18 protein-coding genes and 1 pseudogene are annotated in these 25,966 nt (G+C 58.3%); 12 read left to right on the top strand and 7 right to left on the bottom strand.

Translation table 11 applies throughout. The features are described from left to right. Window positions 1-88 precede the first annotated feature (88 nt). A complete protein-coding gene (gene trxB / locus ACJ8HN_RS09415; RefSeq protein WP_033637844.1) occupies window positions 89-1,060 on the bottom strand; it encodes a thioredoxin-disulfide reductase in 972 nt (323 codons plus the stop codon). Between the two features lie 654 nt (window positions 1,061-1,714). Here trxB and lrp point away from each other — a divergent pair. The 5 genes from lrp (at window position 1,715) to serS (ending at window position 9,564) form a co-directional block, all read left to right on the top strand. After that, a complete protein-coding gene (lrp, locus tag ACJ8HN_RS09410; protein ID WP_004928318.1) occupies window positions 1,715-2,209 on the top strand; it encodes a leucine-responsive transcriptional regulator Lrp in 495 nt (164 codons plus the stop codon). Window positions 2,210-2,329: 120 nt separating this feature from the next. Further along, window positions 2,330-5,998, top strand: a complete 3,669-nt coding sequence (locus ACJ8HN_RS09405) for a DNA translocase FtsK 4TM domain-containing protein (RefSeq protein WP_442523304.1) — start codon at window positions 2,330-2,332, stop codon at window positions 5,996-5,998. Between the two features lie 198 nt (window positions 5,999-6,196). After that, window positions 6,197-6,808: an outer membrane lipoprotein chaperone LolA gene (gene lolA / locus ACJ8HN_RS09400; RefSeq protein ID WP_019454555.1), complete on the top strand. Its 612-nt coding sequence runs from the start codon at window positions 6,197-6,199 to the stop codon at window positions 6,806-6,808. Window positions 6,809-6,875: 67 nt separating this feature from the next. Further along, window positions 6,876-8,162, top strand: coding sequence for a replication-associated recombination protein A (locus ACJ8HN_RS09395; RefSeq protein ID WP_048322053.1), 1,287 nt, complete (start codon window positions 6,876-6,878; stop codon window positions 8,160-8,162). Between the two features lie 109 nt (window positions 8,163-8,271). Continuing rightward, on the top strand, window positions 8,272-9,564 hold the full coding sequence (serS, locus tag ACJ8HN_RS09390; protein WP_033637847.1) for a serine--tRNA ligase: 1,293 nt from the start codon (window positions 8,272-8,274) through the stop codon (window positions 9,562-9,564). Window positions 9,565-9,615: 51 nt separating this feature from the next. Here the strand turns inward: serS and ACJ8HN_RS09385 are convergent, their stop codons facing one another. After that, window positions 9,616-9,981 (bottom strand): DUF1801 domain-containing protein, encoded by a 366-nt coding sequence (locus ACJ8HN_RS09385; protein WP_442523303.1) that lies wholly within the window; start codon window positions 9,979-9,981, stop codon window positions 9,616-9,618. Between the two features lie 163 nt (window positions 9,982-10,144). On the opposite strand from ACJ8HN_RS09385, the gene ACJ8HN_RS09380 reads away from it, so the two are divergent. Then, on the top strand, window positions 10,145-11,296 hold the full coding sequence (locus tag ACJ8HN_RS09380; RefSeq protein WP_033637849.1) for an MFS transporter: 1,152 nt from the start codon (window positions 10,145-10,147) through the stop codon (window positions 11,294-11,296). A gap of 49 nt (window positions 11,297-11,345) precedes the next feature. Here ACJ8HN_RS09380 and pflA read toward each other — a convergent pair whose 3' ends face one another. The 4 genes from pflA to ycaO form a co-directional block, all read right to left on the bottom strand. Beyond that, on the bottom strand, window positions 11,346-12,086 hold the full coding sequence (gene pflA / locus ACJ8HN_RS09375; RefSeq protein ID WP_442523302.1) for a pyruvate formate lyase 1-activating protein: 741 nt from the start codon (window positions 12,084-12,086) through the stop codon (window positions 11,346-11,348). A 279-nt stretch (window positions 12,087-12,365) separates the two neighbouring features. Further along, window positions 12,366-14,648 (bottom strand): formate C-acetyltransferase, encoded by a 2,283-nt coding sequence (pflB, locus tag ACJ8HN_RS09370; RefSeq protein WP_442523301.1) that lies wholly within the window; start codon window positions 14,646-14,648, stop codon window positions 12,366-12,368. 54 nt (window positions 14,649-14,702) lie between these two features. Next, the gene (focA, locus tag ACJ8HN_RS09365) at window positions 14,703-15,563 is read right to left on the bottom strand and encodes a formate transporter FocA (RefSeq protein ID WP_107227716.1); all 861 of its coding nucleotides are present in this window, start codon (window positions 15,561-15,563) and stop codon (window positions 14,703-14,705) included. Window positions 15,564-16,025: 462 nt separating this feature from the next. Continuing rightward, entirely contained in the window at window positions 16,026-17,789 is a 1,764-nt protein-coding gene (gene ycaO, locus ACJ8HN_RS09360; protein ID WP_442523300.1) for a 30S ribosomal protein S12 methylthiotransferase accessory factor YcaO, read from the bottom strand. A gap of 801 nt (window positions 17,790-18,590) precedes the next feature. Here ycaO and ACJ8HN_RS09355 point away from each other — a divergent pair. Next, window positions 18,591-18,920 carry a hypothetical protein gene (locus tag ACJ8HN_RS09355; protein ID WP_071883793.1) on the top strand — a complete coding sequence of 110 codons (330 nt, stop codon included), beginning with the start codon at window positions 18,591-18,593 and terminating at the stop codon, window positions 18,918-18,920. A gap of 109 nt (window positions 18,921-19,029) precedes the next feature. Here ACJ8HN_RS09355 and ACJ8HN_RS09350 read toward each other — a convergent pair. Then, a pseudogene (locus tag ACJ8HN_RS09350) lies at window positions 19,030-19,175 on the bottom strand (site-specific integrase); the annotation flags it as partial. 99 nt (window positions 19,176-19,274) lie between these two features. Here ACJ8HN_RS09350 and ansB point away from each other — a divergent pair. The 5 genes from ansB (at window position 19,275) to rpsA (ending at window position 25,917) form a co-directional block, all read left to right on the top strand. Further along, window positions 19,275-20,321, top strand: coding sequence for an L-asparaginase 2 (gene ansB / locus ACJ8HN_RS09345; RefSeq protein ID WP_442523299.1), 1,047 nt, complete (start codon window positions 19,275-19,277; stop codon window positions 20,319-20,321). Window positions 20,322-20,623: 302 nt separating this feature from the next. Then, window positions 20,624-21,709, top strand: a complete 1,086-nt coding sequence (serC, locus tag ACJ8HN_RS09340; protein ID WP_033637853.1) for a 3-phosphoserine/phosphohydroxythreonine transaminase — start codon at window positions 20,624-20,626, stop codon at window positions 21,707-21,709. Window positions 21,710-21,823: 114 nt separating this feature from the next. Next, window positions 21,824-23,110 (top strand): 3-phosphoshikimate 1-carboxyvinyltransferase, encoded by a 1,287-nt coding sequence (gene aroA / locus ACJ8HN_RS09335; protein WP_442523298.1) that lies wholly within the window; start codon window positions 21,824-21,826, stop codon window positions 23,108-23,110. Between the two features lie 259 nt (window positions 23,111-23,369). Beyond that, a complete protein-coding gene (gene cmk, locus ACJ8HN_RS09330; RefSeq protein WP_004928270.1) occupies window positions 23,370-24,059 on the top strand; it encodes a (d)CMP kinase in 690 nt (229 codons plus the stop codon). 184 nt (window positions 24,060-24,243) lie between these two features. Continuing rightward, window positions 24,244-25,917 carry a 30S ribosomal protein S1 gene (gene rpsA / locus ACJ8HN_RS09325; RefSeq protein WP_004928267.1) on the top strand — a complete coding sequence of 558 codons (1,674 nt, stop codon included), beginning with the start codon at window positions 24,244-24,246 and terminating at the stop codon, window positions 25,915-25,917. Window positions 25,918-25,966: the final 49 nt, after the last annotated feature.

Genomic DNA, 25,966 nt, shown 5'->3' with positions numbered 1-25,966 from the left:
GGCTATAACAGACGCGAGAAGGGGAGTGCGGAGGGGGGAAACAAAAAAAGCGGCTCGAGAGCCGCTTTTTGCTTATGAAGAGAACGTTTTAGCAGACTTCTGCGCCGGCGATGCCGTCCAGGTAACGCTCCGCGTCCAGCGCCGCCATACAGCCGGTGCCGGCGGAGGTGATCGCCTGGCGGTAGATGTGATCCATCACGTCGCCCGCGGCGAACACGCCGGGGATAGTGGTTTGGGTCGCATTGCCGTGAATGCCGGACTGCACCTTGATGTAGCCGTTTTCCAGCTCCAGCTGGCCGCCGAAGATGCCGGTGTTCGGGCTGTGGCCGATGGCGATGAACACGCCGGCCAGTTCCAGCTCGCGGGTTTCGTTTTCCGCTTTGGTGCTGCGGATACGCACGCCGGTCACGCCCATTTCATCGCCCAGCACTTCGTCCAGCGTATGGTCGGTGTGCAGCACGATGTTGCCGCTTTTCACTTTTTCCATCAGCCGGTCGATCAGGATCTTCTCCGAGCGGAAGCTGTCGCGGCGGTGGATCAGGTGAACCTCGGCGGCGATGTTGGACAGGTACAGCGCTTCTTCAACGGCGGTGTTGCCGCCGCCGACCACTGCGACTTTCTGGTTGCGGTAGAAGAAGCCGTCGCAGGTCGCACAGGCGGAAACGCCTTTGCCCTTGAAGGCCTCTTCGGAAGGCAGGCCAAGATAGCGGGCGGAGGCGCCGGTCGCGATGATCAGCGCGTCGCAGCTGTATTCGCCGCTGTCGCCGAACAGGCGGAACGGACGCTGCTGCAGATCGACGCTGTTGATGTGATCGAAGACGATTTCGGTCTGGAACTTCTCCGCATGCTCGCGCATGCGCTCCATCAGCGCCGGACCGGTCAGGCCTTCGGCGTCGCCCGGCCAGTTTTCCACTTCAGTGGTGGTGGTCAGCTGGCCGCCTTGTTCCATACCGGTGATCAGCACCGGGCTCAGGTTGGCGCGCGCCGCGTAAACGGCGGCAGTGTAACCGGCCGGGCCGGAGCCCAGAATCAGTAATTTGCTATGTTTAGCCGTGCCCATGAATAACCTCTTTATTCCACAATGGCGGACAATGAAGCCGATTGTAGGGAAAATGACGCAGTAAAAAAAGCGCCGGGCGACGTTGTTAACGATTTGTATGATAGTTGTCGCCTATTAATGCACCCGCTGTCGGCAAATCGTACGCCGAACGCAGAAATTTACCTTATCAAAGTCGCATTAGGCCGCTGAATCGCCAAGCGCGCAAAAACGGCGCATTCTGCGACTTAGGCCGCTCCCTGCCGGGGTTTATCTGCCAGCGATTCATAACCAAAAATGGGATGCAGACTTTTCGTGACGGTACGTTGTTCTGATTTTGCTTCTTTTACTTTGACAATCCGCTGCGCATTTGCGAAAACATCATAGGAAGAAGAAATTATCCCCGTAACACCAGCAAATCGTACGTATTTGCGCCGCGAGGCGGCAATGCGCGGTGGATGTGCGGAGCAGGGCGCGCAAGCGTTTGCTGATTTTTTCTCGACCTTAACGTCGTTACCGGCGCCGCGCGGGGTTGGACAGACAGGCTGCGCGGCGTGGAATGATGGTAGTGAAGAAGCATATGACAGGCATCGGGTCTTCGCTTGGAACGAACCCTTACACATTGACGTTGGCTAGGGTGTGGCAAGTGCACGGAAGAAAATAAGAGAGACAATAATAATGGCAGACAACAAGAAACGCCCGGGTAAAGATCTTGACCGTATCGACCGCAACATCCTGAATGAGCTGCAGAAGGATGGGCGTATTTCGAACGTCGAGCTTTCGAAGCGCGTGGGGTTATCCCCGACACCATGTTTAGAACGCGTGCGCCGTCTCGAGCGCCAGGGTTTCATTCATGGCTATACCGCATTGCTTAACCCGCATTATCTGGATGCGTCCCTGCTGGTTTTCGTGGAGATCACGCTGAACCGCGGCGCGCCGGATGTGTTTGAGCAATTCAACTCGGCAGTGCAGAAGCTTGAAGAGATTCAGGAGTGTCATCTGGTTTCCGGTGATTTCGACTACCTGTTGAAAACCCGCGTACCGGACATGTCGGCTTACCGTAAACTGCTGGGCGAAACCTTGCTGCGTTTGCCGGGGGTCAACGACACCCGTACCTACGTAGTGATGGAAGAAGTGAAACAGAGTAACCGTCTGGTTATCAAAACACGGTAAGGTGCAGGTGCAAAACCTGATTAAATTGGTTACACTCCTGTTTATTCATACAGTTTCGGCGCCGGGGAAGCTTCTCGGCGCTGTTGCTATGTCAGCTAACAGGAACCTGGAGAGCCTTTCTTGAGCCAGGAATATACAGAAGATAAAGAAGTTACCCTGAAAAGACTCAGCAGTGGCCGGCGTTTGCTGGAGGCTGTGCTTATCGTGGTAGCGATTTTTGCCGTTTACCTCATGGCTGCGCTGGTCAGTTTCAACCCGTCTGACCCAAGCTGGTCGCAGACCGCGTGGCATGAGCCGATTCACAACTTGGGCGGCGGTGTTGGGGCCTGGTTGGCCGACACGCTGTTCTTCACCTTCGGGGTGCTCGCCTACGCGATACCGCCGATCATGCTGGTTCTGTGCTGGGCGGCCTATCGCCAACGGGCCAACAGAGACTACGTCGACTATTTCGCGCTCTCCCTGCGCCTGATCGGCACCCTGGCGTTAGTGCTCACCTCCTGTGGGCTGGCGGCGCTGAACGTTGACGATCTCTATTACTTCGCTTCCGGCGGCGTGATCGGCAGCCTGCTGAGCAACGCCATGTTGCCATGGTTCAACGGCATCGGCGCCACGCTGGCGCTGCTGTGCGTGTGGGCGGCGGGGCTGACGCTGTTTACCGGCTGGTCCTGGCTGGTGATCGCCGAGAAGATCGGCGGGGCGGTGCTGGGCGTCGCGACCTTCATGACCAACCGTTCGCGTCGCGAAGCGCGTTATTTCGAGGATGACGAGCGTTACGTTGACGACGAGCCTGAGCAGGCAGGGAAGGGCGCCGCCGCAGCGGTTGCCGCGACCGCCGCCGGAGCCGCGGCCGCCGATGACGACGTGTTGTTCTCTGCGCCTTCGGTCACTGAAAGCGCCAAAGAGGCGGCGGAAGACGCCGCCGATCCGTTGCTCAGCGGCCTGCGAGCCGATGATGGTGAGGTTGAAGCCGACGCCGCGCCAATCGCGCCGGTGGTTTCGCCTGCACCGGCGGTGAAGGCAGCGATCCACGAGCCCGTTGCAGCGCCGATCGCCGCTCAGGCGCCGTCGGTAACGGTGGCGCCGGCCGCGCCGGCCTCGGTCAATCAGCACCCGGTGAGCGCCCCGGCGCAAGACGCCACGCCGCCGCTGTACTCCTTCGAAATTCCGGAAGAAACGCCTGCACCGAAGGCGACGCGTCCTGTCGATCCTTATCAGGATGACGATGAGCCGCGTCTCGGCAATTGGCAAGAGCCGGCTGCGCCGCAGCCGCCGGCGCGTTCTCCCTTTGATTTTACCGCCGCGCAGCGCGACAGCGCCGACGTCAGCGGAGCGGGTGGTTTCAGCGCTACCGGTGCCAAGCCACACCTGGATACGGCAGCCGCTGCCGCAGCGGGCGCCGCAGCGGCGACCTTTATGCCGGCCTTCACGGCCACCAGCGACGGCAATCCGCAGGTTAAGCAGGGCATCGGCCCTGAGCTGCCGCGGCCGAACCCGGTGCGCATCCCGACCCGTCGCGAGCTGGCTTCTTACGGCATCAAGCTGCCTTCGCAGCGTGCGGCCGAGCAGGAACAGCGCCAGGCGGATCCTCAGCAGCCGACGGCGGTGAGCCCGCAGGAAGAAGAGGCGCTGCAGGAAGCCGCGCTGCGTCAGGCGTTTGCCGAGCAGCAAAGCCAACGCTACGGCGAAAGCTACGCGCCGGAGCAACAAGATGACGAGAGCGCCCTGCAGGAAGCCGAGCTGAGCAAGGCGTTTGCCGAGCAGCAGAACCAACGCTACGGCGAAGGCTATCAACAGGACGACGAAGAGGCGCTGCAAGAGGCCGCGCTGCGCCAGGCGTTCGCCGAGCAGCAGCAGGAGCGCTACGGCCAGCAAGCGCCTGCTCCGCAAGCGCCGGCCGCCAGCCCGGTGGATACCCGCAATGCTTTCAGCTTCTCGCCGATGGCGGATCTGGTGGATGATGGCCCGAGCGAGCCGATGTTCACGCTGTCTCCGCAGCTTGAAGAGCGCATTGAACAGCAAAGCGAGCAACAGGACGACGTGCCGTTCGGCCAGTTTGAGCCTGCGGCGCCGGTTGCCCAACCTCAGCAACCGCACTCGCAGCCTCAGCAATACCAGCAGCCGCAGCAACAACAGTATCAACAGCCGTCGCAGCAGCAGTATCAACAGCCGTCGCAGCCATATCAGCAGCCACAGCAACCGGTGCAGCAGCAGCCTCAGCAAACTCAGGCCGAGCAGCATCCGGCGATGGACAGCTTGATTCACCCGTTCCTGATGCGCAACGATCAGCCGCTGCAGAAGCCGACCACGCCGCTGCCGACGCTGGATCTGCTGACCGAGGCCCCGAAAGAGGTAGAACCGGTCGACTCCTTCGCGCTGGAACAGAAGGCGCGTCTGGTGGAGGCCAGCCTGGCCGATTACCGCGTGAAAGCCGACGTGGTAGACATCCTGCCGGGGCCGGTCATCACCCGCTTCGAGCTGGATCTGGCGCCGGGCGTTAAAGCGGCGCGCATTTCCAACCTGTCGCGCGATCTGGCACGCTCGCTGTCGACGTCGGCGGTGCGCGTGGTAGAAGTGATCCCCGGCAAGCCTTACGTCGGTCTGGAGCTGCCGAACGCCAAGCGGCAAACGGTGTACCTGCGCGAAGTGCTGGATTGCCCGGCCTTCCGTGACAACCCGTCGCCGCTGTCCATCGTATTGGGTAAGGACATCTCCGGCGAACCGGTGGTGGCCGATCTGGGCAAAATGCCGCACTTGCTGGTCGCCGGTACCACCGGTTCCGGTAAGTCGGTCGGGGTCAACGCCATGATCCTGAGCATCCTGTATAAAGCCACGCCGAAAGAAGTGCGCTTTATCATGATCGACCCGAAAATGCTGGAGCTGTCGGTTTACGAAGGCATTCCTCACCTGTTGACCGATGTGGTCACCGACATGAAAGACGCTGCCAACGCGCTGCGCTGGTGCGTGGGGGAAATGGAACGCCGCTACAAGCTGATGTCTGCCCTGGGCGTGCGTAACCTGGCGGGCTACAACGAGCGCGTCGATCAGGCCGAGGCGATGGGGCGTCCGATCCCGGATCCGTTCTGGAAGCCGACCGACAGCATGGACATCACGCCGCCGGTGTTGGAGAAAGAGCCGTACATCGTGGTGATGGTCGACGAATTCGCCGATCTGATCATGACGGTCGGCAAGAAGGTCGAAGAGTTGATCGCTCGCCTGGCGCAGAAAGCGCGTGCGGCGGGTATCCATCTGGTGCTGGCGACCCAGCGTCCGTCGGTGGATGTGATCACGGGTCTTATCAAGGCCAACATCCCGACGCGTATCGCCTTTACCGTGTCGAGCAAAATCGACTCCCGCACCATCCTCGATCAGGGGGGCGCCGAGTCCTTGCTGGGTATGGGCGATATGCTCTATCTGGCACCGAACTCCTCGATTCCGGTGCGCGTGCATGGCGCATTCGTGCGCGATCAGGAAGTGCACGCGGTGGTCAAGGATTGGAAAGCGCGCGAGCGGCCCCAATATAAAGAGGGCATTCTCAGCGGCGGCGAAGACGGCGAGGGCGGTGCCGGCGGCGGTATGGACGGCGACGAAGAGCTGGATCCGCTGTTTGACCAGGCGGTGGATTTCGTGGTGGACAAACGCCGCGCCTCCATCTCCGGCGTGCAGCGCCAGTTCCGTATCGGCTATAACCGCGCGGCGCGCATCATCGAACAGATGGAAGCGCAGGGCATCGTCAGCGAGCAGGGGCACAACGGCAACCGCGAGGTGCTGGCGCCGCCGCGGCACGATTGATGGTCGTTTAGCCATTGCAATTCAATAAGAAAGGGCCGCTTAAGCGGCCCTTGTGCAAAGAAGCGTAAACCCGTTTCTTCTCGGAACATTGGCCTACCGGCCGATCGCCGGCTTCGGGTAAAGTAACCGGGTAAAGGGTTGATTTGACCCGCACGGCGTCGCCCTGCGGTTAACGCATTTCATAAGGTATCTGGAATAATGAAAAAACTGTTAGTTGCCTGCTGTCTGCTTTCGGGATTCGCTTCTACCTCCGTGCTGGCCGACGCCGCACAGGATCTGCAAAGTCGCCTGGCGAAGGTGAACAGTTTCCACGCCAGCTTCTCGCAAACCGTGACCAGCGCCGACGGTGCCGCGGTGCAACAGGGGGAAGGCGAGCTGTGGGTGAAGCGGCCGAACCTGTTCAACTGGCACATGACGTCACCCGATGAGAGCGTGCTGGTCTCCGATGGCCAAACCCTGTGGTTCTATAACCCATTCGTCGAGCAGGTGACGGCGACCTGGCTGAAGAACGCCACCGGCAATACGCCGTTTATGCTGATCACCCGCAATAATGCCAGCGACTGGAAACAGTACAACGTGAAGCAAAAGGGCGATGATTTCGAGCTGACGCCGAAGTCCGCCAGCGGCAACCTGAAGCAGTTCGCCATCAGCGTGACCAACAGCGGCACCATCCGCAGCTTCGCCGCGGTGGAGCAGGACGGTCAGCGCAGTTCCTACACGCTGAAAAGCCAGCAGAACGTCGCCGCCGATCCGGCCAAATTCAAATTTACCCCGCCGAAGGGGGTGACGCTGGACGACCAGCGCCAGTGAGGTGCAAGTGAGTAATAATCTGTCGCTCGATTTTTCCCAGAACGAGTTCCAGCCGTTGGCCGCGCGTATGCGGCCGACCACGCTGGCGCAGTATATCGGCCAGCAGCACCTGCTGGCCGCCGGCAAGCCGCTGCCGCGCGCCATTGAGGCCGGGCAACTGCACTCGATGATTTTATGGGGGCCGCCGGGCACCGGGAAGACGACGCTGGCAGAACTGATCGGCCGTTACGGCCAGGCGGATGTCGAACGGATCTCTGCCGTGACCTCCGGTATCAAGGAGATCCGCGAGGCGATCGAGCGGGCGCGGCAAAATCGCGACGCCGGCCGCCGCACCATCCTGTTCGTCGACGAAGTGCACCGCTTCAATAAGAGCCAGCAGGACGCTTTCCTGCCGCACATCGAAGACGGCACCATCACCTTTATCGGCGCCACCACCGAAAACCCGTCGTTCGAGCTGAACTCGGCGCTGTTGTCCCGCGCCCGCGTTTACCTGCTGAAGGCGCTGACCGCCGAAGATATCGGCCAGGTGCTGGATCAGGCGATGGGCGACAAGGCGCGCGGCTTTGGCGGCCAGAATATCGAGCTGCCGGCGGAAACGCGCCGCCTGCTGTCGGAGCTGGTGGGCGGCGACGCGCGCCGGGCGCTGAACAGCCTGGAAATGATGGCCGACATGGCGGAGTTGGACGCCAAAGGCGTGCGGGTGCTGACGCCGGAGCTGCTGAAAGAGGTGTCGGGCGAGCGCAGCGCGCGCTTCGACAATAAGGGCGACCGTTATTACGATCTGATTTCCGCGCTGCATAAATCGGTGCGCGGCTCGGCGCCGGACGCCGCGCTGTATTGGTATGCGCGCATCATTACCGCCGGCGGCGATCCGCTCTACGTGGCGCGCCGTCTGTTGGCGATTGCCTCTGAAGACGTGGGCAACGCCGATCCGCGCGGCATGCAGGTGGCGATCGCCGCCTGGGATTGCTTCACCCGCGTGGGGCCGGCGGAGGGCGAGCGCGCCATCGCGCAGGCGATCGTCTACCTGGCCTGCGCGCCGAAGAGCAATGCGGTCTACACCGCGTTCAAGGCCGCCATGCGCGACGCCAAAGAGCAGGCCGATTATGACGTGCCGGAGCACCTGCGCAACGCGCCGACCAAGCTGATGAAGGAAATGGGGCTGGGGGCGGAGTACCGCTACGCCCACGACGAACCCAACGCCTACGCCGCCGGCGAGAACTATTTCCCGCCCGAAATGGCCCATACGCGCTACTATCAACCGACCTCGCGCGGGCTGGAAGGAAAAATCGGCGAAAAGTTGGCATGGCTGGCTGAGCAGGATCAAAATAGCCCGACAAAACGCTACCGCTAGCGAGGCCGTTGCGGTAAGGTTAGCGGGTATCACTCTTCTTTTATGCGGCTATAAATCAGCCGCATAGAACAACAACACTTCTTTCAATAACAACAAGCACAGGATTAGCATGCTCGATCCCAATCTGCTGCGTAATGAGCTAGACGCAGTCGCCGTCAAACTGGCTCGCCGAGGCTTTAAACTCGATCTGGATCTGCTGCGTTCGCAGGAAGAACGTCGCAAAGTTCTGCAGGTAGAAACTGAAACGCTGCAAGCGGAACGCAACTCCCGATCGAAATCCATCGGCGCGGCCAAAGCGCGTGGGGAAGACATCGAGCCGCTGCGTCGCGAAGTGAACGAGCTGGGTGACAAGCTGGATGCTGCCAAGGCGGCGCTGGATGCGTTGCAGAGCGAGATCCGCGATTACGCCCTGACGCTGCCTAACCTGCCGGACGACGCCGTGCCGGATGGTAAAGACGACAGCGAAAACCTGGAAGTTGCCCGCTGGGGCGAACCGCGCCAGTACGACTTCGCGGTGCGCGATCACGTCGATCTGGGCGAAATGGCCGGCGGGCTGGATTTTGCCGCCGCGGTTAAGCTGACCGGTTCGCGCTTCGTGGTGATGAAAGGGCAAATCGCCCGCATGCACCGCGCGCTGTCCCAGTTCATGCTGGATCTGCACACCGAGCAGCACGGCTACCTGGAGGCCTACGTGCCTTACCTGGTTAACCACGCCACGCTGTACGGTACCGGCCAGCTGCCGAAGTTCGGCGAAGACCTGTTCCATACCCGTCCGCTGGAAGAAGAAGCCGACAGCAGCAACTACGCGCTGATCCCAACGGCGGAAGTGCCGCTGACCAACTTGGTGCGCGACGAGATCGTGGAAGAGGAAACTCTGCCGCTGAAGATGACCGCACACACGCCATGCTTCCGCGCGGAAGCCGGTTCTTACGGCCGCGACACCCGCGGTTTGATCCGCATGCACCAGTTCGACAAGGTCGAGATGGTGCAGATCGTTCGTCCGGAAGATTCGATGGATGCCCTGGAAGAGCTGACCGGCCACGCGGAAAAAGTGCTGCAGCTGCTGAACCTGCCTTACCGCAAGGTGCTGCTGTGCACCGGCGACATGGGCTTCGGCGCGTGCAAAACTTACGATCTGGAAGTGTGGCTGCCGGCGCAGGATACCTATCGCGAGATCTCGTCCTGCTCCAACATGTGGGACTTCCAGGCGCGTCGCATGCAGGCGCGCTGCCGCAGCAAAGCCGACAAGAAACCGCGTCTGGTTCACACCCTGAACGGCTCCGGCCTGGCGGTTGGCCGTACGCTGGTGGCGGTGCTGGAAAACTACCAGCAGGCCGACGGCCGCATTCAGGTGCCTGAAGTGCTGCGTCCTTATATGGGCGGCCTGGAATATATCGGCTAAACGGCAAACCACGAAAAAAGCGCCTGCGGGCGCTTTTTTTATGTCGAGAATTCAGCCCGTCGCCAGCGTATAAGCCTGTTGAAGGTAGTCCGCCAGATGTTTGCTTTTCACCTCGGCGGGCGAGTGGAGTTTGATGTGTCGCCGATACTGGCCGCTGCCTTCGAGCTGGTTATGGCTGTCTGCCAGCCGGTAGCCGTGGCCGAATTCCACCGTGACGTGGTGGCGGTAGGCGAAAACGCCGCAGAAAAATTGGCTATGCGCAAACATGATGCCGCCGTATTTTACCGATTCGGTGACGCCGTTGCCGCACGCTGCAGCTATCCGGCGCACCTGTTGTACGATCTCCAGCAGTTCGCCGTGCGTGCTGCCGATGTCCGCCAGCAGGGCCTCTACCGCCGCATCATTTGCCTGACTCATTTTGCCTCTTTGTCGTTAAATTCGCTCTGCGCTGAGCATAGCGCTTTTTCAGCCAGTTAGCCGGAAACAAATCGTGCGGTGGAACGATAAGAGGCGATTGACTTTTTTATCGCCAGTGGCATCATGCGCGCACTCTCATTGCGCGTTCGGTCACAATTTCACTATGTCCGCATACTCCCGCCCAGTGCTCTTATTGCTCTGCGGCCTCTTGCTGCTCACGGTATCCATTGCCGTTTTGAATACGTTAGTGCCCCTTTGGTTAACCCATGCTCAGCTGTCGACCTGGCAGGTGGGAATGGTCAGCTCTTCTTACTTCAGCGGCAACCTGTTGGGCACGCTGGTGGCGGGCAAACTGATCCAGCGCGTCGGTTTTACCCGCAGCTATCATCTCTCTTGTCTGGTGTTCGCCGCCGCGACTGCCGGCATGGTGCTGTCGATCGATTTTTGGAGCTGGCTGGGCTGGCGCTTCTTCGCCGGCGTCGGTTGCGCCTGGATCTGGGTGATCGTGGAGAGCGCGCTGTTGCGCAGCGGCAACCTGAGCAACCGCGGCCAGCTGCTGGCGGCCTATATGATCGTTTATTACCTTGGTACGGTGACCGGCCAATTGCTGTTGAGCATGACCTCGACCGAATTGTTGCACGTGGTGCCGTGGGTGACCGCCATTGTGATCAGCGCCATGCTGCCGATGCTGTTCGCGCGGGTCAACCGCCATGAAGACGAGCCGCAGCAGGCGGCGGTGTGGACCATGCTGAGACGCCGCAGCGCGCGCCTTGGCATCAACGGTTGCATCATTTCCGGCATTGTGCTCGGTTCGCTATACGGCCTGATGCCGTTGTACCTCTCCCATCAGGGCATGAGCGACGCCAACGTCGGTTACTGGATGGCGCTGCTGGTCAGCTCCGGCATCGTCGGCCAATGGCCGGTCGGGCGCCTGGCCGATCGTTACGGTCGCCTGCTGGTGCTGCGCATTCAGGTGTTCGTGGTGATCCTCGCCAGCGTGGCGATGCTCGGCAACTACGCCATGGCGCCTTCGCTGTTCATCCTCGGCTGCGCCGGCTTTACCCTGTACCCGGTGGCGATGTCCTGGGCCTGCGAGAAGGCGCTGCCGCACGAGTTGGTGGCGATGAACCAGGCGCTGTTGATGAGTTACACCATCGGCAGCCTGCTGGGGCCGTCGATGACGGCGTTGCTGATGCAAAACTATTCCGACCGCGTGCTGTTCGTGATGATCGCCGCCGTGGCGCTGGTTTACCTGCTGATGCTGCTGAAGAAACAGAAGCCGGATCACCATCACACGCCGTTCGCCGCCGCCTGAGCATGAAAAAACCGGCCATGAGCCGGTTTTTTCTTTTGGCGTGCGCCAATCAGTAAATCACTTTATGGCCGTAGCTTTCCAGGATGCCTTTGACGCGATCCATAGTCTCGGCTTTCGGCGGGTGCACGCCGTCCAGCTTGTACTCTTCCCCCATCGCTATCCATTTGTGCTTGCCCAGCTCGTGGTAGGGCAGCAGCTCGATTTTCTCGATGTTGGTCATGTCTTTAGTGAACTCGCCCAGCAGGTGCGCCGACTTATCGTCGTCTGACCAGCCCGGCACCACCACGTAGCGGATCCAGGTGCGCTGGTTGCGTTTCGCCAGGTAGCGGGCGAATTCCAGCGTGCGGTGATTGGAGACGCCGACCAGGTTCTGGTGGATCTCGTCGTTCATCTGTTTCAGATCCAGCATCACCAGATCGGTGGTGTCCAGCAGCTCGTCGATCACCGGATCGTAGCGGCGCACAAAGCCATTGGTGTCCAGGCAGGTATTGATGCTTTCGGCGTGGCAGGCGCGGAACCAGTCGCGCACGAATTCAGCCTGCAGGATCGCCTCGCCGCCGGACGCGGTCACGCCGCCGCCGGAGGCGTTCATGAAGTGGCGGTAGGCCACCGCGTCTTTCATCAGCTCTTCGACGGTCACTTCCTTGCCGCCGTGGGTGTCCCAGGTGTCGCGGTTATGGCAATAGAGGCAGCGCATCAGGCAGCCCTGGAAGAAGACGATAAAGCGGATCCCGGGCCCATCGACGGTGCCACAGGATTCGAAGGAGTGGATGCGACCAATTGCTGACATTGCGGGGTTTTCTCCAATATTGACTGTCAAACGCAGTCTAAAAATAGGCGCGTGGCCGCCGGCCAGGTATCTGCGATGCAGCAGCGGGTGGAACCGCCACCGGGGTAATGATGCCTGTCGACCGGTCAGTTGCCGGATAACTGTTTTGCCGGCTATCCATTCAGTATAGATGTCCGGCAAAACAGACTCGTACAGAGTCAGGGGAGAGCGGTGGGAGAAAAGGGCCGGCAAAACCGGCCCCTGCGTTGGTGCCGGGCGGTTTCCCGCCCGGCCGGCGTATTACATCGTTTGAGTGAAGGTACGAGTAATCACGTCCTGCTGTTGCTCTTTGGTCAGCGAGTTGAAGCGCACGGCGTAACCGGAAACGCGGATGGTCAGCTGAGGGTATTTCTCAGGGTTTTCCATCGCGTCCAGCAGCATTTCGCGGTTCATCACGTTGACGTTCAGGTGCTGGCCGCCTTCGATGGAGGCTTCATGGTGGAAGTAACCATCCATCAGGCCCGCCAGGTTGGCTTTACGCACGTCGTCGTCTTTACCCAGCGCGTTAGGCACGATGGAGAAGGTGTAGGAGATCCCGTCTTTCGCGTAGGCAAACGGCAGTTTGGCTACCGAGGTCAGGGAGGCTACTGCGCCTTTCTGGTCGCGGCCATGCATTGGGTTGGCGCCAGGGCCGAACGGTGCGCCTGCGCGGCGGCCATCCGGGGTGTTACCGGTTTTCTTACCGTACACCACGTTGGAGGTGATGGTCAGTACGGACTGGGTCGGTACCGCATTGCGGTAGGTGCGCAGTTTCTGAATTTTCTTCATGAAACGTTCCACCAGGTCGCAGGCGATATCATCGACGCGGGCGTCGTTGTTACCGAACTGCGGATACTCGCCTTCCACTTTGAAGTCGATGGCCAGGCCGTCTTCGTCGCGAATGGTGGTGACTTTCGCGTACTTGATGGCAGACAGGGAGTCGGCTGCAACGGACAGGCCGGCGATGCCGCAAGCCATGGTGCGATAAACGTCACGGTCATGCAGTGCCATCAGCGCAGCTTCGTAGCTGTACTTGTCGTGCATGTAGTGAATGATGTTCAGCGCGGTCACGTACTGCTTGGCTAGCCAATCCATAAAGTGGTCCATGCGGGCCATGACTTTGTCATAGTCCAGCACTTCGTCCATCATCGGCGCTTCTTTAGGGCCGACCTGCATTTTCAGTTTTTCGTCAACGCCGCCGTTGATGGCGTACAGCATGGTTTTCGCCAGGTTGGCGCGGGCGCCGAAGAACTGCATTTGTTTGCCGACGATCATCGGGCTGACGCAGCAAGCGATGGCGTAGTCATCGTTGTTGAAGTCAGGGCGCATCAGGTCGTCGTTTTCGTACTGAACGGAAGAGGTGTCGATGGACACTTTCGCCGCGAATTTCTTGAAGTTCAGCGGCAGCTTCTCAGACCACAGGATGGTCATGTTCGGCTCCGGAGACGGCCCCATGGTGTACAGGGTGTTCAGGAAGCGGAAGCTGTTTTTGGTGACCAGAGTACGGCCGTCGACGCCCATACCGGCCAGGGATTCCGTTGCCCAGATTGGGTCGCCGGAGAACAGCTCATCGTACTCAGGGGTACGCAGGAAGCGCACCATACGCAGTTTCATCACCAGGTGGTCGATCAGTTCCTGCGCTTGTTCTTCGGTCAGTTTGCCCGCCTTGATGTCGCGCTCGATGAACACGTCGAGGAAGGTGGACACGCGGCCGAAGGACATGGCGGCGCCGTTCTGGGATTTCACCGCGGCCAGGTAGCCGAAGTAGGTCCACTGCACCGCTTCTTGCGCGCTGGTGGCCGGGCCGGAGATGTCGTAGCCGTATTTGGCGGCCATCTCTTTGATCTGAGCCAGAGCGCGGTGCTGTTCAGCGATCTCTTCGCGCAGCTGGATGGTCATTTCCAGATCTTCGCCGTTTTCCAGTTTTTCCTGCAGCGATTTGAACTGGTTCAGCTTGTCGGCCATCAGGAAGTCGATACCGTACAGCGCCACGCGGCGGTAGTCGCCGATGATGCGGCCGCGGCCGTAGGCGTCCGGCAGGCCGGTCAGCACGCCGGATTTACGGCAGTTCAGGATGTCTTTGGTGTAAACGTCGAATACGCCCTGGTTGTGGGTTTTACGGTATTCGGTGAACACTTTTTTCAGCTGCGGATCCAGCTCGCGGCCGTACACTTTGCACGAACCTTCGACCATTTTGATGCCGCCGAACGGGATCAGCGCGCGTTTCAGAGGGGCGTCGGTCTGCAGACCCACGATGGTTTCCAGCTCTTTGGCGATGTAACCCGCGTCGTGAGAAACGATGGTTGAAGCAACGTTGGTGTCGAAATCAACCGGCGCGTGAGTGCGGTTTTCCAGTTTGATCCCTTCCATAACCTTGTCCCACAAGGTGGTGGTGGCCTGAGTTGCGCCAGCCAGGAAGGATTCGTCACCCTCATAAGGCGTGTAGTTTTTCTGGATGAAGTCACGAACGTTGACTTCATTCTGCCAGTCACCCTTGCTGAAACCTGCCCAAGCGTTGGCTAATTTCTCGTTAAGTTCGGTCATTGTACACCTACCTTTGATTGTGGATTTCTAACTCTGCGCGCGGTAACTCACAGCTTAGTGCTGTTCGCGGCCCCCGCGCAGATAAATTACCCAGTAAGTCAACCCAACCAGCAGGCCGCCGCCGATGATGTTGCCGATGGTGACCGGAATCAGGTTGTCGATGATGAAATTGCTTACTGTCAGATGAGCGAATTGCTCAGGTACCGCCCCTACGGCTTGCCAGAATTCCGGCGTGGCGAAGTGTTTGACCACGATGCCCATAGGGATCATAAACATGTTGGCGATGCTGTGCTCGAAGCCGCTGGCGACAAACATCCCGACCGGCAGCACCATGGCAAACATCTTGTCGGTCAGGGTGCGGCCGGAGTAGCTCATCCAGACCGCCAGGCAGACCATCAGGTTAGCCAGAATGCCGAGGCACACGGCTTCGATAAAGGTGTGATGCAGCTTGTGGTCTGCGGTTTGCAGGACATTCAGGCCCCACTGGCCGTTGGCGACCATATACTCGCCGGAGAACCAGATCAGCGCCACGAAGAACAGCGCGCCGACCAGGTTGCCGAGATAAACGTTCAGCCAGTTGGCGCCCAGTTGGCCCCAGCTGATGCGGCCGCTGGCCTTGGCGATGACGATAAGTACGGTAGAGGTGAACAGGTCGGCACCCGACACCACCACCAGCATTAACCCGAGAGAGAAGCAGATGCCGCCGACCAGTTTCGCCAGCCCGAAAGGCACGCCGGCGGTGCCGGTGGTCGCCGTGATGTAGAAGACGAAGGCGATGGAAATGAAGACACCGGCGGTGATCGCCAAATAAAACGTTTTCAGCGGATGTTTGGTGGCTTTATACACGCCGGCATCTTCAGCGATTTTCGCCGTTGCCGCAGGTAAAATCAGATCGAAGGGGCTGTCAGTTTTCAAACTAACTCTCGCTCTTAAGGGTTAAAACAACGCAATGAGATACTAGCAAAGCAGTATAGGGGAAAATTTGATTTGGATCATAAGGCGGGGAAGTAGAGCGGCAAAATGGCGTGTTTTTTGTGTGGTTTTTATTGTTAATTTATTGATTTTTAAGTGAAAACAATTTTTTAATGTTTGCAAATTTTTTTGAATGAGCAGGGTGGGCCGCAGGCGCTAAAGTTAAATTTTTAGGCGTTTTGTCGCCGCGCAGCGCTGAAAGTTTAATTATCGGTTAATTATTATTTCACCGTCCGGCAACAATTGACGGTTTATTTATTTTTATGGTCGTTTAACCGCCTATTTTCCGGCGAAAAAAATAAAACCGAATGCGTTGAAATAAACCGCAAAAATGAAAACGCCGCAACGGCGTGCGGCGTTTGGCAACAGGGGGTACTCCCAAAGTGGCAGTACCCCTGATGACGCTTAGGCTTTGGCCCAGTGGCGGCGTTTGGCCGCCTGCAGCTTCTCGTAGGCCGCCAGCAGCGCCTGATGGGCCGGCAGCGCCTTCAGATCGGCATCGACGGCGAACAGCCCGTTGAAGCGTTCTTCACCGCTGATGGCGGCGGAGGCGGCGTCGACCGCTTCCTGACCATACATCTTCACGAACGCAGTATAGTATTGCGCCGCTTCGCGTTCAGGCTCCTGCGCCAGCAGCAGCAGCGTTTGCAGGCAGCGGTAGTAGTTGCTGCGCGCCGGGCTCAGTACCGAGGCGTTGAAGTCCTGCGTCCATTCGGTCCAGATCAGCGCCTGATCCAGATCGCCGCCCGCCAGCGCCAGCATCGCCTTCAGCTCGCCCACGCGCAGGGTATGCCAGGCGTTGTCTTTGCCGCTGGCAATGCCCAACAGTTCGCGTACGCGGGTGAAATCGTCCAACCCTTCGTCGTCCAACTGCTCGATCAGCGCCAGGTATTCTTCCGGCTCCCACTCGCTGCCCGGCAGCGCCAGCAGCGTGTCGCGCAGGTGCGCGCCCATGCTGTTGTTGGCCAGCAGCAGGTCTTCCGCCGGATAAATGTCGGACATGCCCGGCACGATGATGCGGCAAGCGTAGACGCCCAGGTGCTCGTAGTCGGCGATGTACACTTCCGCGTCTTCCTTGTCGAAGATGCTCATCAGGGTGGCGAACTCTTCCTGCGTGCTGCCGCTGAAGTTCCAGTCAACGAACGGGTAATCCGCGTCCTGTTTGAACAGATCCCAGGAGATCAGGCCGCTGGAGTCGATGAAGTGCGTTTCCAGGTTGGTGTGTTCCGCCACTTCTTCGTCATCGAAGGTCGGCGCGGTGAACACGTCGAGATCTTTCAGGCTGCGGCCCTGCAGCAGTTCGGTCACCGTGCGCTCCAGCGCCACGCCGAAGTCCGGGTGCGCGCCGAACGAGGCGAAGCAGGTGCCGTTGGTCGGGTTGAACAGCACCACGCAGATCACCGGGTAGTTGCCGCCCAGCGAGGCATCATAGGAGAGGATCGGGAAACCTTCCTCTTCCAGTTTGGCGATGGCTTCCACCACGCCCGGGTAGCGGTTCAGCACGTCGTCCGGGATCGCCGGCAGGCTGATGGATTCGGCGATGATGCGGTTTTTCACATAGCGCTCGAACACTTCCGACAGGCCCTGCACGCGCGCTTCGTTGGCGGTGTTGCCGGCGGACATGCCGTTGGAAACATACAGGTTGCCGATGATGTTCATCGGGATGTACACGGTTTGCTGGTCGGACTGGCGGGTAAACGGCAGCGCGCACACGCCGCGATCGGCGTTGCCGGATTGCAGATCGACAAGATCGCTGGCGCTCAGCTCTTGCTGCGGATCGTAGAAGGCGTGCAGGCGTTCGTCGAGAATGCCGGCCGGCAGCGCGTCGTCTTCAGGGATCGGGAACCATTTCTCATTCGGGTAGTGCACGAAGTCGCCTTCGGCGATCTGCCGGCCCAGATAGAAATCGGCGAAGAAGTAGTTGGTGGACAGGCGCTCGAAATATTCACCCAGCGCGGAGGCCAGCGCGGCTTTTTTGCTGGCGCCTTTGCCGTTGGTGAAGCACAGCGGGCAATCGCGATCGCGAATGTGTACTGACCACACGTGAGGCACCGGGTTCAGCCAGGAGGCTTCTTCGATGTTGAAACCGAGATCGCTCAGTTTCTGCTGGAAACGGGCGATGGAGTCTTCCAGGGCGGCATCTTTACCGGGGATAAAAGTTTGCGTCATTGTCTTCATTTCATGTTTTCATGTTGACAGGTGTTTTTGTTTTACCTTTAATTTTCAAAATGTTGATTGAAAATTAGGCTGTATATTGTTCCGGTGTTTTTTGACGTTTTCTCATTCTTGCAGCAAAACGCGGGGTACGTGGTGGGGCCGAACTGAACACCAAAACAGCCTGCCATGAAGATGGCGTTACCCTGAGGGTTACCTCAACCTTGAGGGATATCTTCTCACACGTGAGAGAAAAAAGGGTAGGTTCAGTCGGTTCAGTCGGTTCAATATTTATATATAAATGATTTATATGGCTATCCTTCTGTTTTTTGAACCGACCTCACAGCAACGAGATGCAGAAACATCAAGCGAGAGGCTGCGCATCGTCTTGGTGGCGTGACACCATGAATCCATAGGTTAAAAGCTCTTGACATTCACCGGAAAAATGAGAATGATAATCAAACTCATTTGCCTAGGTTGTAAAACTGCCGCTCCCTCAGAACCATAAATATAGCTTTAGTCATGGGCGAATGGGAAATACAGATTAAATGATTTGCATTTTTAGTTTTCTCATTAATTATCATGGTTAGGGGAGATGACAGTTATAGAGGTATAAAATGAAATTTTCATTAGATAGTGCTTTTTATAAACGATGGTTAAGAAATTCGTTATATATTTTTTCAATATTCAGTGTTGTAAATTATATTAGTGAAGGTGTTCATGATGGAAGTTATTTCTTTATCGTGATTTTTGGCATTTGTTTTGTTGTGGGCTTTGTTTTTTCATTGTTTAACTTAAATTTACAGGAACGTAAAGATGAAAGAACTTAATTTGAGTGAAATTAATCGAGTTACAGGTGCGGGCGGTGAACAAATAGCTCAACTGGCCGGCACTGTCGCCGGTACTTGGCTCGGTGGCGGTAATCCCTATGCTGGGGCCCTCGGCGGGTATGCGGCCGGAGAAATTTACAATGGAATTCAGAACGGCTATCAAACGGCTCCAAATATAGATGTAGGTATCGGGTCTTACAATGCTAACTTTAATTCTGACTTAGGCGCTAGCGGTAGTTTTTCTGTTGCAGATGTGCAAGCCATGGGATGGTGTAATTTTAATATGACTTATTTCTCTAGCTCTAGCGGTTGTTAAATGTCAATCGTTAAGCAGGCATTTTTCAATGCCTGCAATTCGATTTTTCGATTGATAATATTTTTGTGTGTTCTGGTTGACTAACGTATAGCAATTAAATCAATCCACTCTACAATTTCTCATTCAGCGATTGAGGGTATAACTCAGTGTATACCTGCCAAAGCAGATTCAAGTTGCGATGGCCGGTGGCCTGGGCGACACCTTCTCAATGCTAAACCCCACCTCAAATAGCCTGCTGCCCGCATCACGGCGCAGATACGGGGTTTTGCGTCATTCCTAAAGCGGCGGCAAAGTCACAGTTTTTTTAAGGATAGGCGCCATAATTCAGCGAGTTATCTGTCACGGAGAAATCTAATGAAATCAGTGAAACTCAGCGCGTTAACCCTCTTGTTGACCGGCGTCAGCGCCTCGGCGCTGGCGCTGCCCAACATCACCCTGCTGGCGACCGGCGGCACTATCGCCGGCGGCGGTGAGTCGGCGACGAAATCCAACTATACCGCAGGCAAGCTGGGCGTCGAGGCGTTGGTCGATGCGGTGCCGGAGCTGAAGAACGTCGCCAACGTGCAGGGGGAGCAGGTGGTGAACATCGGTTCGCAGGACATGAACGATCAGGTCTGGCTGACGCTGGCGAAGAAAATTGACGCCGACTGCGGCAAGACCGACGGCTTCGTCATCACCCACGGCACCGATACGCTGGAGGAGACGGCCTATTTCCTCGATTTGACGGTGAAATGCGACAAGCCGGTGGTGCTGGTAGGGGCGATGCGGCCGGCGACGGCGATGAGCGCCGACGGCCCGTTCAATCTGTACAACGCGGTGGTGACGGCGGCGGATCCGCAATCGGCCAACCGCGGGGTGCTGGTGGCGATGAACGACACCGTGCTGGACGCGCGCGACGTCACCAAGATCAACACCACCGCCGTGCAGACCTTCCAGTCGCCGAACTACGGCCCGCTGGGGTATATCCACAACGGCAAGATCGATTACCAGCGCTCGCCGCAGCGTAAGCATACCCGGGATACGCCGTTCGACGTCAGCAAGCTGAACGAATTGCCGAAGGTCGGCATCATCTACAACTATGCCAACGCCTCCGATGCGCCGGCCAAGGCGCTGATCGCCGAAGGCTACCAGGGCATCGTCAGCGCCGGGGTCGGCAACGGCAACCTGTATAAAACCGTGTTCGACACCCTGGCGACGGCGGCGCACAATGGTGTGGCGGTGGTGCGCTCATCGCGCGTGCCGACCGGCGCCACCACCGAAGATGCGGAAGTGGACGACGCCAAGTACGGCTTTGTGGCCGCCGGCACGCTGAATCCGCAAAAAGCGCGCATACTGCTGCAGCTGGCGCTGACGCAAGCCAAAGACGCGAAGCAGATCCAGCAGATGTTCAATCAGTACTGATCGTTTTCTCTCCTGCGGGGGCCGGCCGGGCTCTCGCAGCCATCTTGGCTGAATACAGCATAAAACACCGCGTTAACCCGCTGAATTTCCCCATGTCACAGGGTTTTATCGTCCAAACAATCGCGACGGCCGCAGAGCCTGTCATCACCCGGCGCGGCCGTTTGCCGCCGACGGGCGAATAAGCGTTGCAGCCATGGGGCGTGAGTGATAAAACCGATGGGTTGGTTAACGCGAGCGTTAACTTCGGGCGTCTTTTCGACAGGTCGCTTTTCTGCGGCGAACAGTGAATGTGGTGAGGGGAAATGACTCAGGTTTATAATTTTAGCTCTGGCCCGGCGATGCTGCCGGTGGAAGTGTTGCGTCGTGCGGAACAGGAACTGTGCAACTGGCATGGGCTGGGCACGTCAGTGATGGAGATCAGTCACCGCAGCAAAGAATTCATCGCCGTTGCCGAGCAGGCGGAACAGGATCTGCGCGATCTGCTGAAAGTCCCCTCCAACTATAAAGTGCTGTTTTGCCACGGCGGCGCCCGCGCGCAGTTCGCGGCGCTGCCGCTGAACCTGCTGGGCGACAAGGCCACCGCCGACTATATCGACGGCGGCTATTGGGCGCACAGCGCCATCAAGGAAGCGGAAAAGTATTGCGCCCCGAACGTCATCGACGTGAAAACCCGCATCGACGGCCTGAGCGGCATCAAGCCGATGAAAGAGTGGCAGCTCAGCGACGACGCGGCTTACGTGCACTATTGCCCGAATGAGACCATCGACGGCGTGGCCATCGATGAAACGCCGGACTTCGGCGACAAGGTGGTGATCGGCGATTACTCCTCGACCATCCTGTCCCGCCCGCTCGACGTCAGCCGCTTCGGCGTGATTTACGCCGGCGCGCAGAAAAACATCGGCCCGGCTGGCCTGACGCTGGTGATCGTGCGCGACGATCTTTTGGGCAAGGCGCGCAAAGAAGTGCCGTCGATCCTCGATTACACCGTGCTGGCCGAGAACGACTCGATGTTCAACACCCCGCCGACCTTCGCCTGGTACCTCTCCGGGCTGGTGTTCAAATGGCTGAAAGAGCAGGGCGGCCTGGTGGAGATGCAAAAACGCAATCAGGCCAAGGCCGAGCTGCTGTACGCGACCATCGATAAATCCGACTTCTACCGCAGCCAGGTGGCGATCGCCAACCGTTCGTGGATGAACGTGCCGTTCCAACTGGCCGATGCGGCGCTGGACAAGGTGTTCCTCAGCGAAGCCGAGGCCATCGGCCTGCAGGCGCTGAAAGGCCACCGGGTAGTTGGCGGCATGCGCGCTTCTATTTACAATGCCATGCCGCTGGCCGGCGTGCAGGCGCTGACCGATTTCATGGCCGACTTCGAACGTCGTCACGGTTGATTCCGTCAGCCCGCCAGGCGCTGGCTGCCTCAGGCTGTTGTCCTTTTGCATTAAAGCGGCTCCGGCATTATTCCGGAGCCGTTTCGTTTATCAGAATTGGAGAGTTTTGTTCACATGGTGGATTCCCTGACGTTACAACCGGTCGCCCTGGTCAATGGCACCGTCAACTTACCCGGCTCGAAGAGCGTTTCTAACCGCGCTCTGCTGCTGGCGGCGCTGGCGAAAGGCACGACCCGGCTGACCAACCTGCTGGACAGCGACGACGTGCGTCATATGCTGAACGCGCTGCAGGCGTTGGGCGTGAACTACCAGCTTTCCGCCGATCGCACCCTGTGCGAAGTGACCGGCGTGGCCGGCCCGCTGGTGGCCGAACGGCCGCTGGAACTGTTCCTCGGCAATGCCGGGACGGCGATGCGCCCATTGGCGGCGGCGCTGTGCCTCGGCGAAGGCGACGTGGTGCTGACCGGCGAACCGCGCATGAAAGAGCGCCCGATCGGCCATCTGGTGGACGCGCTGCGCCAGGGCGGGGCGCAGATTGATTACCTCGAGCAGACCGATTACCCGCCGATCCGCCTGCGTGGCGGCTTCCAGGGTGGCGACGTCACCGTTGACGGCAGCGTCTCCAGCCAATTCCTGACCGCGTTGCTGATGACCGCGCCGCTGGCGCCGCAAGATACGCAGATCCACATCAAGGGCGAGCTGGTTTCCAAGCCGTACATCGACATCACGCTGCATCTGATGCGCACCTTCGGCGTATCGGTGAGCCACGACAACTACCGGGTGTTCCATATCCAGGGGCGCCAGACGTATATCGCGCCGGGCGATTACCTGGTTGAGGGTGACGCCTCTTCCGCCTCCTACTTCCTGGCGGCGGCGGCTATCAAGGGCGGCACCGTGCGCGTGACCGGCATCGGCCGCAAAAGCGTGCAGGGCGACACCAGGTTTGCCGACGTGCTGGAGAAAATGGGCGCGCGCATTACCTGGGGCGACGATTTCATCGAGTGCAGCCGCGGTGAACTGCGCGGCATCGACATGGACATGAACCACATTCCGGACGCGGCGATGACCATCGCCACCGCGGCGCTGTTCGCCGAGGGGCCGACCACCATCCGCAATATCTACAACTGGCGGGTGAAGGAGACCGACCGTTTGGCGGCGATGGCCACCGAGCTGCGTAAAGTGGGGGCGGAAGTGGACGAAGGGGAAAACTACATTCACGTCGTGCCGCCGGCCAAACTGCAGTTCGCCGAGATCGGCACCTACAACGATCACCGCATGGCGATGTGTTTCTCGCTGGTGGCGCTGTCGGATACGCCGGTTACCATTCTCGATCCGAAATGCACCGCGAAAACCTTCCCGGACTATTTCGAACAGTTGGCCCGCATCAGCCAGCCGGCGTAACCCGTCAAATCGTTTATTTTAAGGCCCCTTTGTGGGCCTTTATCGTTTTTAACCTTTGGCGGCCGGCATTTCTTCTATACTTTTTCGCGGTTGTGCGCTTATTTTCAACAACCGGACAGTTCCAGGGTAACAGATCGCCGTAGGGCAGCGTATAATACGCCACCGTATTTGCCCCTGATTGGGCAGGTGACAGAGCGCACGGGCTTCGAGTCGAAGCACGCCGTGTCTCTGTGAGGTTTTCTACCTGAAGGAGAGAGAAATGACGGCTACAGCCCCGGTGATAACCGTTGATGGACCAAGTGGCGCAGGCAAAGGCACGCTGTGTAAAGCGTTGGCCGAGTCTCTGGGTTGGCGTTTGCTGGACTCCGGCGCGATCTATCGCGTGCTGGCGCTGGCAGCGTTGCATCATCAGGTGGATATCACTTCTGAGGAAGCGCTGGTTCCGCTGGCCGCACATCTCGATGTTCGCTTCGTTGCCCAGGACGGCAAGCTGCAGGTGATTTTGGAAGGTGAGGACGTCAGCAACGAGATCCGCACCGAAACCGTCGGCAACACCGCGTCGCAAGCGGCGGCGTTTCCGCGCGTGCGCGAGGCGCTGCTGCGCCGCCAGCGCGCATTCCGCGAGGCGCCCGGCCTGATTGCCGATGGCCGCGACATGGGCACGGTGGTGTTCCCGGACGCGCCGGTCAAGATTTTCCTCGACGCCAGCTCGGAGGAGCGCGCGCACCGCCGCATGCTGCAGTTGCAGGAGAAGGGCTTTAATGTTAACTTTGAACGTCTTTTAGCCGAGATAAAGGAACGGGACGACCGTGACCGTAATCGGCCTATCGCGCCTCTGGTGCCCGCTTCTGACGCCCTCGTGCTGGATTCTACCAGCATGTCGATCGAAGAAGTGATCCGGCAGGCGTTGACGTATGCACAGAAAGTGTTGGCGTTGCCGCAGCAATAAGCGCGGCGGCGCTATTGGCTTTTTGTCATATTTGTCATAGCGGTATCGCAATATATCGGGTAAAATTTTACCCCTGTAACCTTAAACCCTGTCGGCATGGAGCCAATGGCGGGGTATGTGAAACAACCCCATTCGGCGGGACGCTAAATGGACGTTAAACTAAAGAACCCTGAAGATTAACAACATGACTGAATCTTTCGCTCAACTCTTTGAAGAATCCTTAAAAGAAATCGAAACCCGCCCGGGTTCCATCGTTCGTGGCGTCGTTGTTGCTATCGACAAAGATATCGTACTGGTTGACGCCGGTCTGAAATCTGAGTCTGCCATCCCGGCTGAGCAATTCAAAAACGCCCAGGGCGAGCTGGAAATCCAGGTTGGTGACGAAGTTGACGTTGCTCTGGATGCTGTTGAAGACGGCTTCGGTGAAACCCTGCTGTCCCGTGAGAAAGCTAAGCGTCACGAAGCTTGGATCACGCTGGAAAAAGCTTACGAAGAAGCTGAGACTGTAACCGGTGTTATCAACGGCAAAGTGAAGGGTGGCTTCACCGTCGAGCTGAACGGCATCCGCGCGTTCCTGCCAGGTTCCCTGGTTGACGTGCGTCCGGTACGTGACACTCTGCACCTGGAAGGCAAAGAGCTTGAGTTCAAAGTCATCAAGCTGGATCAGAAGCGCAACAACGTTGTCGTTTCTCGCCGTGCGGTTATCGAATCCGAGAACAGCGCTGAGCGCGATCAACTGCTGGAAAACCTGCAGGAAGGCATGGAAGTTAAAGGTATCGTTAAGAACCTCACTGACTACGGTGCATTCGTTGATCTGGGCGGCGTAGACGGCCTGCTGCACATCACTGACATGGCTTGGAAACGCGTTAAGCACCCAAGCGAAATCGTCAACGTTGGCGATGAAATCACTGTTAAAGTGCTGAAGTTCGACCGCGAGCGTACTCGTGTATCCCTGGGCCTGAAACAGCTGGGCGAAGATCCATGGGTTGCTATCGCGAAACGTTACCCAGAAGGCACCAAGCTGACTGGTCGTGTAACCAACCTGACTGATTACGGCTGCTTCGTAGAAATCGAAGAAGGCGTTGAAGGTCTGGTACACGTTTCTGAAATGGATTGGACCAACAAAAACATCCATCCGTCCAAAGTTGTTAACGTGGGCGACGTAGTGGAAGTGATGGTTCTGGACATCGATGAAGAACGTCGTCGTATCTCCCTGGGCCTGAAGCAGTGCAAATCCAACCCATGGCAGCAGTTCGCAGAAACCCACAACAAGGGCGACCGCGTTGAAGGTAAAATCAAGTCTATCACTGACTTCGGTATCTTCATCGGCCTGGACGGCGGCATCGACGGCCTGGTTCACCTGTCTGACATCTCCTGGAACGTTGCAGGCGAAGAAGCAGTTCGTGAATACAAGAAAGGCGACGAAATCGCAGCGGTTGTTCTGCAAGTTGACGCAGAGCGCGAGCGTATCTCCCTGGGCGTGAAGCAACTGGCTGAAGACCCGTTCAATAACTACCTGTCTATGAACAAGAAAGGTGCTATTGTTACTGGTAAAGTCACTGCAGTTGACGCCAAAGGTGCTACAGTTGAATTGGCAGGCGGCGTAGAAGGTTACCTGCGTGCATCTGAAGCCTCTCGCGACCGCATTGAAGATGCAACTCTGGTTCTGAACGTAGGTGACGAAGTTGAAGCCAAATTCACCGGCGTTGACCGTAAGAACCGCGTTGTAAGCCTGTCCGTACGTGCTAAGGACGAAGCTGACGAGAAAGACGCCATCGCAACTGTTAACAACAAACAGGAAGAAGGCAACTTCTCTAACGCAATGGCTGAAGCTTTCAAAGCGGCTAAAGGCGAGTAATGACGGGGGGCGGTCTCTGACCGCCCCGATACGGTAGTTTAGCTGCAAA

The sequence above is a fragment of the Serratia sp. CY29653 genome, assembly GCF_052169255.1.
GTDB lineage: Bacteria > Pseudomonadota > Gammaproteobacteria > Enterobacterales > Enterobacteriaceae > Serratia > Serratia sarumanii.
Note: the sequence above shows the minus strand (reverse complement) of the source record. Positions and strands in the feature narration are given on the sequence as shown.

What these genes read in the sequence shown, in the direction of transcription:
- trxB (WP_033637844.1), bottom strand. Translation starts at nt 1,060, where the DNA reads ATGGGCACGGCTAAACATAGCAAATTACTGATTCTGGGCTCCGGCCCG.
- lrp (WP_004928318.1), top strand. Translation starts at nt 1,715, where the DNA reads ATGGCAGACAACAAGAAACGCCCGGGTAAAGATCTTGACCGTATCGAC.
- lolA (WP_019454555.1), top strand. Translation starts at nt 6,197, where the DNA reads ATGAAAAAACTGTTAGTTGCCTGCTGTCTGCTTTCGGGATTCGCTTCT.
- ACJ8HN_RS09395 (WP_048322053.1), top strand. Translation starts at nt 6,876, where the DNA reads ATGCGGCCGACCACGCTGGCGCAGTATATCGGCCAGCAGCACCTGCTG.
- serS (WP_033637847.1), top strand. Translation starts at nt 8,272, where the DNA reads ATGCTCGATCCCAATCTGCTGCGTAATGAGCTAGACGCAGTCGCCGTC.
- ACJ8HN_RS09385 (WP_442523303.1), bottom strand. Translation starts at nt 9,981, where the DNA reads ATGAGTCAGGCAAATGATGCGGCGGTAGAGGCCCTGCTGGCGGACATC.
- ACJ8HN_RS09380 (WP_033637849.1), top strand. Translation starts at nt 10,145, where the DNA reads ATGTCCGCATACTCCCGCCCAGTGCTCTTATTGCTCTGCGGCCTCTTG.
- pflA (WP_442523302.1), bottom strand. Translation starts at nt 12,086, where the DNA reads ATGTCAGCAATTGGTCGCATCCACTCCTTCGAATCCTGTGGCACCGTC.
- pflB (WP_442523301.1), bottom strand. Translation starts at nt 14,648, where the DNA reads ATGACCGAACTTAACGAGAAATTAGCCAACGCTTGGGCAGGTTTCAGC.
- ycaO (WP_442523300.1), bottom strand. Translation starts at nt 17,789, where the DNA reads ATGACGCAAACTTTTATCCCCGGTAAAGATGCCGCCCTGGAAGACTCC.
- ACJ8HN_RS09355 (WP_071883793.1), top strand. Translation starts at nt 18,591, where the DNA reads ATGAAAGAACTTAATTTGAGTGAAATTAATCGAGTTACAGGTGCGGGC.
- ansB (WP_442523299.1), top strand. Translation starts at nt 19,275, where the DNA reads ATGAAATCAGTGAAACTCAGCGCGTTAACCCTCTTGTTGACCGGCGTC.
- serC (WP_033637853.1), top strand. Translation starts at nt 20,624, where the DNA reads ATGACTCAGGTTTATAATTTTAGCTCTGGCCCGGCGATGCTGCCGGTG.
- aroA (WP_442523298.1), top strand. Translation starts at nt 21,824, where the DNA reads ATGGTGGATTCCCTGACGTTACAACCGGTCGCCCTGGTCAATGGCACC.
- cmk (WP_004928270.1), top strand. Translation starts at nt 23,370, where the DNA reads ATGACGGCTACAGCCCCGGTGATAACCGTTGATGGACCAAGTGGCGCA.
- rpsA (WP_004928267.1), top strand. Translation starts at nt 24,244, where the DNA reads ATGACTGAATCTTTCGCTCAACTCTTTGAAGAATCCTTAAAAGAAATC.